Source organism: Streptomyces lydicus, from assembly GCF_004125265.1.
Classification (GTDB): Bacteria; Actinomycetota; Actinomycetes; order Streptomycetales; family Streptomycetaceae; genus Streptomyces; species Streptomyces lydicus_C.
Map to the genome: position 1 here is coordinate 409494 of NZ_RDTE01000003.1, position 15341 is coordinate 424834.

The 15341-nt window shown below is 72.6% G+C and carries 10 protein-coding genes; 7 read left to right on the forward strand and 3 right to left on the reverse strand.

Features of this window, described 5'->3' with window-relative positions; genetic code table 11:
- Nucleotides 1-277: 277 nt before the first annotated feature.
- A complete protein-coding gene (locus D9V36_RS04545; protein WP_164992877.1) occupies nt 278-1909 on the forward strand; it encodes a helix-turn-helix domain-containing protein in 1632 nt (543 codons plus the stop codon).
- A gap of 124 nt (nt 1910-2033) precedes the next feature.
- The gene (locus D9V36_RS04550) at nt 2034-4532 is read left to right on the forward strand and encodes a SpoIIE family protein phosphatase (protein WP_129292618.1); all 2499 of its coding nucleotides are present in this window, start codon (nt 2034-2036) and stop codon (nt 4530-4532) included.
- 33 nt (nt 4533-4565) lie between these two features.
- Here the strand turns inward: D9V36_RS04550 and D9V36_RS04555 are convergent, their stop codons facing one another.
- Nucleotides 4566-5969, reverse strand: coding sequence for an NAD-binding protein (locus tag D9V36_RS04555; RefSeq protein ID WP_241720703.1), 1404 nt, complete (start codon nt 5967-5969; stop codon nt 4566-4568).
- A gap of 771 nt (nt 5970-6740) precedes the next feature.
- Here D9V36_RS04555 and D9V36_RS04560 point away from each other — a divergent pair.
- Complete coding sequence (locus D9V36_RS04560) at nt 6741-8213, forward strand: amino acid permease (RefSeq protein ID WP_431357641.1); 1473 nt, start codon at nt 6741-6743, stop codon at nt 8211-8213.
- A gap of 146 nt (nt 8214-8359) precedes the next feature.
- Entirely contained in the window at nt 8360-9349 is a 990-nt protein-coding gene (locus D9V36_RS04565; RefSeq protein WP_129292620.1) for a hypothetical protein, read from the forward strand.
- Here D9V36_RS04565 and D9V36_RS04570 read toward each other — a convergent pair.
- Nucleotides 9289-9786, reverse strand: a complete 498-nt coding sequence (locus tag D9V36_RS04570; RefSeq protein WP_129292621.1) for a hypothetical protein — start codon at nt 9784-9786, stop codon at nt 9289-9291. The two genes, D9V36_RS04565 and D9V36_RS04570, sit on opposite strands and share 61 nt — an antisense overlap.
- A 103-nt stretch (nt 9787-9889) precedes the next feature.
- Nucleotides 9890-10327 (reverse strand): hypothetical protein, encoded by a 438-nt coding sequence (locus D9V36_RS04575; protein ID WP_129292622.1) that lies wholly within the window; start codon nt 10325-10327, stop codon nt 9890-9892.
- 183 nt (nt 10328-10510) lie between these two features.
- On the opposite strand from D9V36_RS04575, the gene D9V36_RS04580 reads away from it, so the two are divergent.
- From D9V36_RS04580 to D9V36_RS04590, 3 genes are all read left to right on the forward strand, one after another.
- A complete protein-coding gene (locus D9V36_RS04580) occupies nt 10511-11536 on the forward strand; it encodes a zinc-dependent alcohol dehydrogenase family protein (protein ID WP_129292623.1) in 1026 nt (341 codons plus the stop codon).
- A 284-nt stretch (nt 11537-11820) separates the two neighbouring features.
- Nucleotides 11821-14226: a SpoIIE family protein phosphatase gene (locus tag D9V36_RS04585; RefSeq protein ID WP_347239871.1), complete on the forward strand. Its 2406-nt coding sequence runs from the start codon at nt 11821-11823 to the stop codon at nt 14224-14226.
- 1 nt (nt 14227) lies between these two features.
- Nucleotides 14228-15328: a sugar ABC transporter substrate-binding protein gene (locus D9V36_RS04590; RefSeq protein ID WP_129292624.1), complete on the forward strand. Its 1101-nt coding sequence runs from the start codon at nt 14228-14230 to the stop codon at nt 15326-15328.
- Nucleotides 15329-15341 lie beyond the last annotated feature (13 nt).

The following is a 15341-nucleotide window of genomic DNA, read 5'->3' on the forward strand; positions in this document are numbered from 1 at the left end:
CCCCGGCACCTCCGCGGTGAGGGCGGCCGGGGCGCCGGGGCAGGGGCCGACGGCAGGCAGGGGCCGGGCGCTCCGGCGGACCCCATGGCCCCCCACAGCCCCGATGGCCCCCATGGCCCCGGCGGATAGCATCAGTAGTGTTGGCGTAGCTCATACGTGCGGTGGTGGCTCACCTCGGGGCCGACCGAATGCTTGATGTGACGTGATCGGAAGTGCCTGCAAGATGGCCAGCAGCCCCATGAGCCCAGGCCACCCGGGTCCAGCGGAGGCGCCGGCCATGGAGCCGGCCGCGACGGCCTCGCCGCCCCCGACCGGGATCAGCCTCCGCCAACTACTGATGTCGCTGGGCGAACCCCTGGTGGAGCTACAGGCCGCGCCCGCCGGGCTGGACGTCGAAATCCGCAGCGTCGCACTGCTGGACCCCGAGGATCCGCCGATCACCCACCCCGGCGAGCTGGTGCTCGCCATAGGCGCCCGCGGCCGCGCCGCCTTCCCCGCGCTGCGGGCCGGCGGGCGTGACGGCGCCGCGGCCGTCGCGGTCAAGCTGGACACTCCCGGACAGGCCGCGGCGCTCAGCGCGACCGCCGTCGAGGCGGGCATCGCGCTGCTGTCCGTCCGGAGCGAGGCGCGCTGGGAGCAGGTGGACGCACTGGTCCGCGCGGCGCTGGAGAGCGTGCCGCAGGGGCGCCCCGGCGAGGGGCACGAGGAAGGTGATCTCTTCTCGCTCGCCCAGACCACCGCCGTTCTCACCGGCGGCATCGTCAGCATCGAGGACACCGCCAACCGCGTGCTGGCCTACTCCCGCTCCACCGACTCCGACGAGGTCGACGACCTGCGGCGGCTGTCCATCCTGGGCTGGCAGGGACCGGAGGCGTATCTGGCGCGGCTGCGGAAGTGGGGCGTCTTCCAGCGGCTGCGTGCCTCCGACGAGGTGATCGCTATCGACAGCCACCCCGAGCTGGGAATCCGCCGGCGGCTGGCGGTGGCCATCCGGTCCGGGGAGCGGCAGCTGGGCACCATCTGGGTACAGGAGGGCTCGGCGCCGCTGACCGAGCACTCGGACCAGGCGTTGCTGGGTGCGGCCCGGGTCGCCGCGCTCCACCTCGTACGCCGCCGCCGGGAGCTCTCCGCGGACCTGACGCTGACCCGGACACTGGCGGCCGGGCTGCTGGAGGGCAGCACCGGCCCCCAGCCGCTGGCGAACCACCTGGCCCTGGACGCGGCCCGCCCGGCCGCCGTCCTGGGTTTCTCGTACGGGACCGCCGAGGCCACCCCGCCGGAGCTGACCCGCTCCGAGGTCAGCAACCTGATCTCGGTGCACACCGCGGCCCGGCACCGCAGCGCCCTGGTCACCCAGGTCGATGCGCGGATCTACGTACTGCTGCCGCAGCTGCCGCGCAGCATCGACACCGGCACGCTGCGCGGCTGGGGGCAGGCGATCACCGAGGCCGCGCGCCGGCATCTGGGCATGCCGCTGCGCGGTTCCATCGGCTGCATCGTGCCGGGACTCGGGGAGGTTCCCGAATCACGGCGGGAGGCGGACCGGATCCTCGACGCGATGGTGAGCGCGGGCGTCGCCACCACGGTCGCCGCGCTGCCGGACATCCAGGCCGAGGTGCTGGTCAGCGAGGTGCTGACGCTGCTCTCCGCGCACCCGGAGATGCGCGATCCCCGGCTGACCGCCCTGGTCACTCACGACAGCCGGAGCCAGGGACAGTTGGCCGAGTCGGTCCTCGCCTACCTGAACGCCTTCGGAGACGTACGGGCCGCGGCCACCGAGCTGCATGTGCACCCCAACACGCTGCGCTACCGGATCCGCCGCGCAGAGGAGCTGACCGGCCTCGACCTCAGCCGCCCGGATCAGCGACTGCTGGCGATGCTCCAGCTGCGGCTGCCGCCCGCCCCCTGACCGCCCTGACCGCGAGCCCGACGGCCGAGCCGCGGCCGTCCCGTCCCCGGGATCGCCCAGACCACCGTTAGTCCACAATTCTCCTAAACTGGCCATATTGCTCCATTGAGCTGACAGGCTGGCGATGATGACCTCGGAGAATGCCGTGCCGGGCGGGTCGGGCCGTGCATGGGACATGGCGAAGGCGGCCACGGCCGAACTGGACGCGCAGGGGCGGATCGTCGCGTGGACCTGGGCGGCGGAGCGGCTGCTCGGATATCCCGCCGAGGAGATCCTGCACCGTCCCGCGGCGGAGCTGCTGGTGATACCCGGCGACGAGGCGCGGGTGGCCGCCGTGGCGGAGTGGTGCCGCTCGGGGGACGGCTGGGGCGGATCGGTCGCGGCCCGTCACCGGGACGGCCGGGATCTGCAGCTGGCGGTGCAGGTCACACCGCTGCTCGACCGCACAGGCGAGGAACGGTGGTCCGTCCTCGCGCTGGAGGAATGGCGGATGCCGGGCGGCGGAGTGAACCAGCTGATGCTCGAACCGTTCCTGGCGCATGCACCGGTCGGCATGGCGGTACTGGACACCGGCCTGCGGTACGTCTGGGTCAACGAGGTGCTGGAGCGCCTGATCCCGCTCGACCGGCGGCTGGGAAAGCGGGTGGCGGAGGTCTTGCCGAAGCTGGAGGCCGAGGCGTTCGAGGAGCGGATGCGGCGGGTCCTGAAGACCGGGGCGCCGGTGATGGACTACGAATTCCGCAGCCCCACGTACGCGGATCCCAGCCAGGAGCGCGCCTACTCGGCTTCGTTCTTCGGGCTGGAGGACCCCCGGGGCCGGCGCATCGGCCTGTGGTACATGGTCATCGACGTCACCGAACGCTGGCGGGCGCAGGAACGCCTGGGGCTGCTGAACGACGCCAGTGTGCGGATCGGCAGCACGCTGGATGTCACCCGGACCGCACAGGAACTGGCCGATGTCGCCGTGCCGGCGCTCGCCGACTTCGTCGCCGTCGACCTGCTGGATTCGGTCCTGCGGGGCGCCGAGCCGGTTCCCGGGCCGGTCGACAACACCCCCACCATGCGGCGCTCCGGCCAGCAGTCGGTGCACGAGGGCTGCCCGGAGGCCGGACTTGCCGTGGGGGAAGCCGTCCGGCGCTCCCCCTCGTCGCCCATCGCGCGCTGTCTGCTCAAGGGCGAATCCCTCGTGGAGCCCGTACTGGACTTCGCCACCAGCTCCTGGGTCACCGAGGACCCGGTCCGGGCCGATGTGATCCGCGCCTTCGGTTTCCGCTCGGTGATGGTGGCGCCGGTCAAGGCCCGGGGCATCACCCTGGGCGCGGCGACGTTCTTCCGCTCCCGCCGTCTGGGGCCCTTCGTGGCGGACGACGTCCGGCTCGCCGAGGAGCTGGTGGCCCGGGCGGCGGTGTGCGTCGACAATGCGCGCCGCTTCACCCGCGAGCGCGCCGCGGCCCGGGTGATGCAGCAGAACCTGCTGCCGCACGAACTGACCGGCGGATCCGCCCTGGAGGTGGCGTCGTGGTACTTCCCCGCGGACGCGCCGAGCGGAGTGGGCGGCGACTGGTTCGATGTGATTCCGCTGTCCGGGGCGCGGGTCGCCCTGGTCGTGGGGGATGTGGTGGGGCACGGCATCAACGCCGCGGCGACAATGGGGCGGCTGCGTACCGCCGTACGCACCCTGGCCAACCTGGACCTGCCGCCCGATGAACTGCTGGCCCGGCTGGACGACCTGGTCATCGGCCTGGTGACGACGCAGGGCTCCGACCCGGCGGCGGACGCCGACCCGGGGGCGGACGCCGGGAACCCGAGCGTGGCCTCGACGTTCATGGGGGCCACCTGCCTGTACGCCGTGTACGACCCGGTCAGCAGGCGGTGCAGCATGGCGCGCGCCAGCCATCTGCCGCCGTTGGTCGTCGGTCCTGACGGCGCCGTCGACTGCCCCGACCTGCCCGCGGGACCGCCGCTCGGCCTCGGGACGCTGCCCTTCGAGTCCGTCGAACTGGAGCTTGCCGAGGGCAGTCTGATCGCGCTCTACACCAACGGACTGATCGAGACCTGCGACCGGGACATCGGCGTCGGGCTGTCCCGGCTGAGCAACGCCCTCTCGGTGCCCGGGCAGACGCTGAAGGACATCGGCGGAAATGTGGTCAAGGCGCTGATGACCGGGCCGCCGTCCGATGACGCCGCGCTGCTCCTGGCTCGGACCCACGCCCTGGACGCGCACCAGGTCGCCTCCTGGGACCTGCCCACCGATCCGGCCGTGGTCGGCAGCGCCCGCGCTCTGGCTGGCCGTCAGCTGTGCGAATGGGGCATGGACGAGCTGCAGTTCACCACGGAGCTGATCGTCAGCGAACTGGTCACCAACGCCATCCGCCACGCCACCGGACCGATCACGCTGCGGCTGATCCGGCAGGACGCCCTGATCTGCGAGGTCTCCGACGCCAGCAGCACCTCGCCGCGTCTGCGCCATGCCCGGACCACCGACGAGGGCGGGCGCGGGCTCTTCATCGTCGCGCAGGTCACCCGGCGCTGGGGCACCCGCTACACGCCCACCGGCAAGATCATCTGGACCGAGCTGGGCATGCCGTCCGGGGCCGGATCCTCCGTCGTCGAGGAAGGCTGAGCCAGGACCGGATCGCCGCCGTGATGCCGCGTCTCACCCCGGACCTGGCACGCTGCGGGCCGGAGTCCGCTCGCCCTCGCCGGGGACATGGCCGCAGTCGTCCCCGGCCGCGACGGGCCGGCCGACGAGACCGCGTCCCGGCAGATCGACATAGTCGCAGTCGGCATCGGCCACCACGCGCCGGGGCGCGGCGCCGGACCGGCAGGCGGTGAGATGGGCGGCCACGAAGGCCGCGCTGGTCCTGGTGATGTCGCGGGTCAGCCCGAGGGGCAGCAGCGAGCGGGTCTCCGCGATCGCCTCGTCCTCCCCGGCCCGCAGCACCACCCGGACGTCCGGTGCCACACCGTGGGCGGCGACCGCGACGGCGATGTTGTCCAACTCGTGGGAGCCCACGGCCGCGAGCGCCCGCGCCCGCCCCAGTCCGAGCCGCGCCAGCACCGCACGGTCCTCGCCGTGCGCCAGCACCACCGGTATCCCCATCGACCGGGCGAGGCGCAGATTCGGGGCGGCGGGCTCGCGCTCGACCCCGATGACGGGCACCCCCAGCTGACGCAGGGTCTGGCACAGCCGCAGGCCCACCTGCCCCAGCCCCACCACGATGACGTGACCGGCCCGGGGCAGCACCCGCGGCCCCAGGACGCCGACCAGCCGGGGGCCGAACAGCCGGTCGACGATGCCCGCGGTCAGCAGCGCGGTGAATCCCACCGTCACCAGCATCGCCACGGCCGAGACCACCTCGTACACGGGATGGCCGGGATGCGGCGCGGCAGGCCCCACACCGGCGACGACCCGGGCGGCTTCCAGGAAGGCGGTGCTGACCGGCTGGTGGAAGACGGCGACCAGCCACATCCAGTCCGCGGCCAGTACGGCGACGATCCCCAGCAGCCCGATGAGCAGCAGGCGGGCGTCCGCGTCATGCGGCTGCAACTGCCCCCGCAGCCGCCCTAGCAACGCGCGCCGCCGGGCGCCCGGGCTCGCCCGCCATGCCGTCTCCACCAGGTGTCCCCCGGACCGCCGGACCGCCACCGCGCCCTGCCCGTCGTCCCATACGGCCAGGGCATCGGGGTCCACACACAGTCCGGCCAGCGTCGGCGCCAGGAGATCGGCGGGCGAGACCGGTACACAGTGGCGCAGCAGCAACCGGAGCTGCTGCGCCACGGTGCGGTCGAAGACGGTGACCACGATCCGGACGGTGTCGCAGACGTGCCGTACCGCGAGCGCGTAGCGCAGTGCGGACAGGTCGTCGCCCACGAGGACGGCCACCCCGGCCGGCCGGGCGGCGAGCGCCCGGCGCAGGTCCTGGTCGTCCGGTGCGGCGAGGTGGTCGACCGGGTGTCCGCTCTCCTCCAGGGAGGCGCAGACCCGGCGCGCCAGCGTCGTCGCACCGATCAGCACGGTCCCGGGGGCCCGGTCCGCCGGGCCCGCGGCCGGATTCATCTCTGACGCTTCGGGCTCGTCATCGGCCTCGTCATCGGGCTCGTCATCGGGCTCGGGCCTCGGGCGCTCCGGTCCCGCCCGGTGCTCCGGCGGCTCCCCCGCCGGGGCGTCACCGCGTGGTTCACCCGGTGTTACGTCTCCCGACCCACTGTCGTCGCCCCTCACTGATGGAGTGGCGGGCACAGCGTGCGGCGAGGCGGTACGGGTCTGTCGGGCGGAGGGAAGGGTGGCCATGGAGTCCCCTTGCTCGTCGGCCGTCAAAAGGGCCGAACTCACGCTAGGGCGCCCGCGGCCCGAGGCATCTGTCGCGCCGACCAAGGGTTCGTGCAGGGCCTTGTCCGCCCGTACCAGCGGCCGTCGCGACGTCCGCCGCCGGGGGCAAGGTGAGCGGTCGGTGAAGGGCGCTCACCTCCCATAGCCCCGGAGCGCGAGCCCCTTTTCCGCCAATCTTCATTGTCCGGACGCACAGCTCTCGCAGGGGAATTTGTCCCCTCTCACAAATACGCCGCCGCGCACCGCCACATACGCTTACGCAAATCCCAATCCGGACGTGATGCGGCTCACCTCCCACAAGGACGGGCCGCGGCGCGGAGGGGCGATCAGCACTCCCCCACCCGTGCAGGGCATCCGAAGGCAACGGCCCGCTCGTCGTGCCTTCGCTCTACGTCAGGGCCATGATCGCCGCCTGAGGGCACCCGGCCTTGTCGTACGTCCGGCCACCGAGGCGATCCCAGCAGTCACCACGTGCATGACCCCTCCAACCCTCAATGGATGTCGAAGATGACTACATCTCCCCCCAACCCCGTGGCCGCTCCGCCCACTCCCCCGGGGCACGGGCAGGCCCCGCAGCAGTCAGGCCTGCAGTCGGGCCTCAAGAACCGCCATCTGTCCATGATCGCCGTGGGTGGAGTCATCGGCGCCGGTCTCTTCGTGGGCTCCGCCTCCGGCATCGCCGCCGCCGGCCCCGGCATCCTGCTGTCGTACGCCCTCGTCGGCGCGATGGTCGTGTTCGTGATGCGGATGCTCGGCGAGATGGCGGCCGCCAACCCGACCTCCGGTTCCTTCTCCGCCTACGCGGACCGGGCGCTCGGCCGCTGGGCCGGCTTCTCCATCGGCTGGCTGTACTGGTTCTTCTGGGTCGTGGTGCTCGCCGTGGAGGCGACCGCCGGTGCGGCCATCCTCACCAGCTGGGTCCCGGCCGTCCCGCAGTGGGCCTGGGCGCTGATCGTGATGTTCGTCCTCACCGCCACCAACCTCTCCTCGGTCGCCTCCTTCGGTGAGTTCGAGTTCTGGTTCGCCGGCATCAAGGTCGTCGCCATCGCGGCCTTCATCGTCCTCGGCGGCCTGGCGATATTCGGCGTACTGCCCGGCTCCGCCAACGCGGCGACCGGCTTCAGCAACCTCACCTCGCACGGCGGATTCCTTCCGCACGGGCCCAGCGCGATCCTCACCGGCGTCCTGATGGTCGTCTTCTCCTTCATGGGCAGCGAGATCGTCACCCTGGCCGCCGGTGAGTCCGAGGACCCGGAGCGCGCGGTCACCAAGGCCACCAAGAGCGTGATCTGGCGGGTCGGCATCTTCTACCTGGGCTCGATCCTCGTGGTCGTCTCCCTGCTGCCGTGGAACGACCCCTCGATCATCAAGAAGGGCTCCTACGTCGCGGCGCTCGACTCGATCGGCATCCCGCACGCCGGCCAGATCATGAACGTCATCGTGCTGACGGCCGTGCTCTCCTGTCTCAACTCCGGCCTCTACACCGCCTCCCGGATGGCCTTCTCGCTCGGCCAGCGCGGCGACGCCCCGGCGGCCTTCGCCCGGACGAACTCGCGGGGCGTCCCGCAGGCCGCGATCCTCGCTTCCGTCCTCTTCGGCTTCATCGCGGTCGGCTTCAACTACCTGTGGCCGGACACCGTCTTCCAGTTCCTCCTGAACTCCTCGGGCGCGGTCGCGCTCTTCGTCTGGCTGGTCATCTGCTTCTCGCAGCTGCGGATGCGCGGGATCATCCTGCGCGAGAACCCGGAGAAGCTGGTCGTCCGGATGTGGCTGTTCCCGTACCTGACCTGGGCGACGATCGCGATGATCTCGTTCGTGCTGGTCTACATGCTCACCGACGACAGCGAGGGCGGCGGCCGGATCCAGGTACTGCTGTCGGTGCTCCTCGCCGCGCTGGTGGTCGCGGTTTCCCTGGTCCGCGACCGGCTCGGCGCCCGTGCCGCCGAGAAGGCGGCCGTCACCGCCCGTTAGCCGAGGGTGGCCGGACGGCCACCGAACGCTGTGCCGTACGGTCGGCGGTGTGCCCCGCACCCGCCGCCCGTACGGCACAGCGGTGCCACTAGCCTGCTAGCCACGTGCCCGCCTGCGAGCCCACGACCGGAAGGCCGCCGAAAGACATGCCCGCGTTCAGACGCCGCAAAGGCAGCCTTCCCCGCCTCGTCCCCGAGCTCGACGATGTGACCCTGGGGCGGGTCCGGCGACGCGTCGAGACCTGCTGGTCCCGCGGTTCGCTGGACACCGCCGTCATGGCGCTGATGGCGGATGCGATCCACGACGCCGGCGAGGACTGGGACCGCAAGGCCCACCGCCTGGGGGTGCTCGCCGGTTCTGCGGGCCGGTCGCTGCCCGGTATCTGGCGGCAGCACAGCCCGAAGGACCACGGCGCACTCCTCCTCCACGCCTGGTCGGATCTGCTCCACGCCCGGCAGGACTCCTCCGTCGACCTGCACGCCACCCGTGAGACCTGCCGGCTCGCCGCGGAGCTGGTGCCCGCCGACCCCACACCGTGGGCGGTACACCTGGCCACTCTCCGCGTGGAGCAGCGCCCCTCCACGGAGCTGGCAGCGGTCTGGCGCGAGATCAAGGCGCGCGATCCCTGGAACCGCGAGGCGCATCTGCAGGCCCTGGGCTATCTCTCGCCGGACGAGTGCGGCTCCAGCGCCCTGGTGCTGGACCTGCTCGACGGTGTCCGCTCCCTGATGCCGCCCGACGCCCCCGCCGCCGGTCTGGAGCTCACCTCGCTCGTCCTCAGCCATCAGCGAGCCGTCGCCGAGGGCGGCATGACGGCTCTGGGCGCCGGAGAGATCTGGCGGCGCCCCGACGCCGCCCGGGCTCTCGACCAGGCCGCGCACTACTGGCCGGGCACGGGGTTCCTCCGGCACGCGACGGCCCTGGCCGACCTGAACCTGCTGGCCTACGCCCTGATCAAAGCCGGCCGGACGGCCGAGGCCGGGACCGCGCTGCGCGCCACCGGAGGGGTGGCGACCAGCTGGCCGTGGAGCATGGACGGCGACCCGCTGGAGCGGTATGCGCACTTCCACGGCCGCTACGCGAGCGGGGACCCCGACGGCGGTTCGGCGGGGCGTGCCCCGTCCTGGCGCGGGTGACGCTCCGGACGGTCGGCGGCGGCACGGTCGGCGGCGGGACGGTCGATGCCGGGACCGCCGGTGCCCGGACCGCCGGCGCCGGGACCGCGCGCCGATCGTGGCCCTTCCGTCCCTGAGCCGGCACGCCGGCCCCGGCCGAAGAGCGCCGTCAGCCGGTGCATCATCCTGCGCAGCAGGCTCTTACGGGCTGGAGGCGGGGCCGCGATATCAGCAGCGGGCGGCTCGGCGGGCGCCTCGGCCGGCAGTTCGGCTGACGGCTCGGTGGGCGGTTCGCCCGATGGCTCGGCGAGCGGTGCGGCCGGCGGCGGCGCCGGGGTGCTCGGCTGCTGCATGGCGTCATGGTCATGGTCGGCGGGGGTGGGCGCGGGTACCGGCTTGGCGCGTCGGGCCTCGGCGCGGACGAGCGCGCCGAGAGCGGCGTAGACATCGAAGGGCATGACACATCTCCTGCGGTGGAAGTGCCGAGAACGGATGACGGCAGACCGCGATCGCCCCATGGCCCCGTGACGGGGTGGGGTGGGTGATGCGGCCTGGGCCGGCTCAGCAGCGCAGGACGAGCGCGCGTGGTGGCGATGCGGGGGCAGCGGCCGTGACGGCGGCCCCGGAGGAGGCGTCCTTCGACGCGGTGAGGGTCTGCGCGAAGGGAGAGTCCCCGAGCGCCTTGCCGCCGGCCCCGGTGGGGACCTGATGACGCAGATGACAGGCCGAGGCGTCGCACAGGCGGCGGACGCCGCTGCCCGGATGCTTTCCGCCGCCGGTGGAGGCCGGCAGCGGCTCCGCCGTGACGCAGGTCCGCTCGGCCGCGCCCGGCACGGCGGGGGCGCCGGCGTGCGGAGGGCAGCCGTGGGCATCGGAGGCCGGTCCATGGGAGCAGCCGGTGGTGAGCGCGGAGTGCAGGAGTGCCAGCAGCGCGACGACCATCAGCACACGCCAGCCACCGGTTGCCGCGAAGCGGCCGGTGCCGACGGTGTCGCGCATGCGCCTCTCCCACCCTTCTCCGAAGAGCAGATCCCCGGGAAGCGGGAGGGACACTCGCGATACGCCGCAAGAGACCACAAAACCACTCGATCCGGCTATGTCATCGCACACGCGGACGTAGGCGGACCGAGGGCCACCGGCGCACCGTTTGTCCGCCGCTCCGGTGGGCGCCATTCTGGTGACATGGCCACCACCGCGGGCCCGGACATGGTGTCCGGCTGGGCCGTCCGGCGTCCCGGCCCGATGGACTCCGGGCCGCTGACCGCCGTCCGCCGTCCGGTCCCCGAACCGGGCCCGGGGGACCTGCTGCTCAGCGTGGAAGCCTGTGGGGTGTGCCGTACGGATCTGCATCTGGCGGAGGGCGATCTGCCCCCGCACCGCCCGTCGACCGTCCCTGGCCATGAGATCGTCGGCCGGGTGATCGCCACCGGCGAGGCGGTGACCGCGTTCCGGGCCGGTGACCGGGCCGGCGGTGCCTGGCTGCGCGGCACCTGCGGTGTCTGCCGGTACTGCCGCGCGGGCCGCGAAAACCTCTGTCCGTCCTCCCGGTACACCGGCTGGGACGCGGACGGCGGTTTCGCCGATACCGCTCTCGTCCCGGCGGACTTCGCCTATCCGCTCCCGGACGGCGAGGACGCCGCACACCTGGCACCGCTGCTGTGCGCCGGGATCATCGGGTACCGCGCGCTGCGCCGCAGCGCACTGCCCTCCAAAGGGCGGCTCGGCATCTACGGTTTCGGCGCCTCGGCGCACCTGGCCGCACAGGTCGCCCTGGCCGAAGGCGCGACCGTGCATGTGCTGACCCGGTCCGCCCGGGCCCGTGAACTCGCCCTCGATCTGGGCGCATCCTCGGCCGGCGGGGCCTATGACCGCCCGCCCGAACCGCTGGATTCGGCGATCCTCTTCGCGCCGGTGGGCGATCTGGTGCCGGTGGCGCTGGAGGCACTCGACCGTGCGGGCACGCTCGCCGTGGCCGGCATCCACCTCACCGACATCCCTCCGCTCCACTATCAACGGCATCTCTTCAACGAGCGGAATCTGCGCAGCGTGACCGCCAACACCCGGCAGGACGGCCGGGAGTTCCTGGCGACCGCGGCGAGGATCGGCATCCGGGTCACCGTCAGCCCGTACCCGCTGAGCCGTGCCCCGCAGGCCCTCACGGACCTGGCCGCCGACCGGGTGCAGGGGGCCGCCGTGTTGACGCCCTGAATCCCTGACGCCACGCACGGTGCCCCCGCTCCGACTAGCTGCGCCCTCCCTGCGTGCCGCACCATGGAGGAGAGGCCGTGAATGACGACATATCCGGTGAAGCGGTGGCGGGGTGGACGCTCCGGCTCCCGAGGGCGGATACGGCGACCGTGGCTTACGACGACGGCTTCCGGCATACGGAGGCGGTACAGGAAGTGACCGCACGTGTCCTCGGGGCTAACGGGGCTGAGCTGACCGCCGTCTATGTGCCCGCCGAGGAGAGCGGCGCTCTTCAGCTGGCCGAGATGGTCGGCGGCACCGGCGCCCCCTACGGACTGCCGGCGAGCTTCCCGCTGTCCGGCAACTCCCCGGTCGCGGCAGCCTTCCGCACCGGCATTCCCCTGTGGCTGAGCCCGGCGGAGCTCGCGCAGTACGGCGTCACCGCTCCGCCGGGCAGCCCCGGTGCACAGCCCTGGGACGGCGCCGGGGCACTGCCGTCCGATGTCTCCCTGGGCGTGCTGCCGCTGGGCGGGGACGCCAAACGGCTGGGGTGCCTGGTCGTCATGGACAAGGCACCGGACGCCTTCGACGCCGACCGCCGCCATCTGCTGGAACTCCATGCCGACCAGGTGTCCGCCGGCCTGGAGGCCGTCGCGGCCCGGGTGATGGCCCGCACGGAGCGGCGGTCGCTGCTGGGGCCGGGGCTGGACACCCTCCGGGGCGGCGCCTTCACGCTGGTGCCGGCCACCGGGCGGATCGACGCGGACGACCAGGTACTGGAGCTGTTCGGGATCGCTCCGGAACGGTTCGACCGGCGGGTGGAGACGCTGCTGGAGTGCACCGCGCCGGACGACGTTCCCGCGCTGATGTCGATGGTGGAGCCGGGCCGGCTGCCCTCCCCCGCCCAGCAGCTGTCGATCCGTATCCGAAGGCCCAACGGCGAGCTCCGCTGGCTGAGTCTGCGCTGCCGGGTGCTGGTCGACGCCGCCGGCGCCCCGGAGCGCATGCTGGGCGTGGTCGCCGACGCCTCCTATCTGCGCCCCGGCGCGGACGAGGTCTCCATCGTGCAGCGGCTGTCCGCCGCGCTGGCCGGCGCCACGACCGTCCGCGACGTCAGCCGGGTGGTGATCGCCGCCCTGCGGACGCCGCTGGGCGCCGACCGGGTGGCGGTGGCCGAGCTGGAGGCCGACCGTTTTGTGGTGTCCGTCCTCGACCCGCCGGAACCCGAGGCCTGGCCCGCGGTGTGGCGGTCCGAGTGGCGATCCGAATGGCCCGATGCGTCGTGCCATGCGATGCCCTCGCTGGAGAGCGTGCTACGGGGCGGCCATGTGGCCCTGTGGCCTCCGGGGGCCTCCCTCGAACCCGACCTGACGGGCATCGGTCCCGGCGGTCTCGCCGTCCTGCCGCTGCCGGCCGGCGGGCGGATCGTCGGAGTCTGCCTGGTCGGCTGGGAGGAGGAGCACCCGTTCGGGCCGGAGGAACGGTCCCTGCTGACCGCGACCGCGGGTCTGGTGGGCCAGGCCCTCGTCCGCGCCCATGCGCTGGACGCCGGGCATGAGCTCGCCACGATGCTCCAGCGCAGTCTGCTGCCCCGCACGCTGCCGTCGCTGCCCGGCGGGGTGGCCGTCGCCCGCTATCTGCCCGCCACGATGGGCCTCGAAGTGGGCGGCGACTGGTACGACGTCATCCCGCTGTCCGACGGGCGGATCGCGCTCGTCATCGGTGATGTGGAGGGCCACAGCGCCGGCGCCGCCACGATCATGGGCCAGATGCGCACCGCGATCCGGGCCTACGCGGTCGAGGGGCACCCGCCCGACGTGGTGTTCTCCCACGCCAACCGGCTGCTCCTCGGCATGGAGACCGATCTCTTCGCGACCTGCTGTTATGTGGACCTGGACATGGAGGAGGGCATCGCCTGGTTCGTCCGGGCCGGGCATCTGCCGCCGCTGCTGCGGTACCCCGACGGCAGCACCGAGGAGCTGTCGGTCGAGGGCGGTCCCCCGCTGGGAGTGGCAGCCGAGGGGGAGTTCCCGCTGACCGAGGTGGGCCTGGCCCCCGGCACCGTGCTCGTCCTGCTCACCGACGGCCTCGCCGAATCGGCCGCGCTCCCCCTGGACGACGGCATCCGCCGGGTGCGCGAGCTGCTGGCCGCGGCCGACCCGGCCGATGCCGGGCAGCTGGCCGACCGGCTGCTGGGCGAGACGAAGCGGCGCGACGACGATGTGGCGTTGCTGGTGCTGCGCTACGACGGGATGCGCGTCCGCCCGACCCGGGTGCACTGGACGGTGTGGCGGCTCCCCGACGCGGTCATGCACGCCCGCCGCTTCACCGCCCGCACCCTGCGCTCCTGGGAGGTGAGCGAGGAGCTGGACGTAGCCCTGCTGGTGGTGTCGGAACTGGTCACCAACGCCATTGCCCATACGCAGGGCGAGGTGCGGCTGGATCTGACCCTGGCCGGGGACCGGCTGCGGATCGCGGTGAACGATGCGTCGCCCCGCTCCCCCGTCAAGCCGACGAGCGTGGACTGGGAGTCGACCGGTGGCCGCGGGCTGTTGCTGGTCGAGGCGATGTCGGCGTCCTGGGGCTCGGTGCCGCTCAGCGGCGGCAAGCAGGTGTGGAGCGAGATCACCCTGCAGCCGCACGAACAGCTCGACTCCGAGGGGGCGCCGGCCGGCGCGGACGGCCGGCGGGAGGGGAAGGAGGTTCCCTGAGGTGCGTACCCGTCTGCGGGGAGCTGCCGCCGTCCTGGCCGGGCTGTGCCTGCTGGCCGGTCCTGCCGCCTGCGGCAAGGCCGCCGGGGTGCACGAGCCCAGCGGGCCCGGCTCCGCCGGCGCCCTGAAGATCGGTGTGCTGCTCCCGGACAACACCTCGCGCCTCTACCACTTCGACAAGCCGCTGATCGAGAAGAAGATCCATCAGCTCTGCCCCGCCTGCACGGTGGAGGTGGTCAGCGCGGAGCACGATGTGGCCACCCAACAGCAGCAGATGGACGCGATGATCACCAAGCGGGTCCGGGTGCTGATCCTGGACGCCGTCGACTCCAAGTCGCTGCGCTCACCGGTCGAGAGCGCGCGGGCGGCGGGAATCCCGGTCGTCGCCTACGACCGCCTCGTGGAGGGACCGGTCTCGGCGTATGTCTCCTTCAACGGCAGGAGAGTCGGCCAACTGCAGGGCGAGGCGCTTCTCCAGGCACTCGGCGACAAGGCGCGCGGCGACCGGATCGTCATGATGAACGGCGATTCGACGGACCCCAATTCCGCCTGGTTCGAGCAGGGCGCGCTCGATGTGCTCCGGGGCAAGGTGAAGATCGCGAAGAGCTACGAGACCGCCGGGTGGCGGCCGGAGAACGCCAACAGCAATATGTCCGCCGCCATTTCGTCCCTCGGAGCCGGTCACATCGACGGCGTCTACTCCGCCAATGACGGGCTGGCGGCCGGCATCATCTCCGCCCTGGAGGCCGCGAAGATCTCTCCGTTGCCGCCCGTCACCGGCCAGGACGCCGAACTCGCCGCCATCCAGCGCATCGTCACCGGCGATCAGTACATGACCGTCCACAAACCCTTCGGGCCCGAGGCGGGCACCGCCGCCGCCATGGCCGTCGCACTGGGCCGCGGCAAGAAGCTCGACGGCATCACGACGCACACGGTCAACAGCCCCACCACCCGGGGCATCCCGGCGGTGCTGCTCACGCCGGTCTCGGTGACCGTGCACCGCATCAAGGACACCGTGGTCAAGGACCACACGTACACGATCGAGCAGATCTGCACCCCCAAGTTCGCGTCCGCCTGCCAGAAGGCGGGACTGACCAGGTAAGGCAGGTACCCCC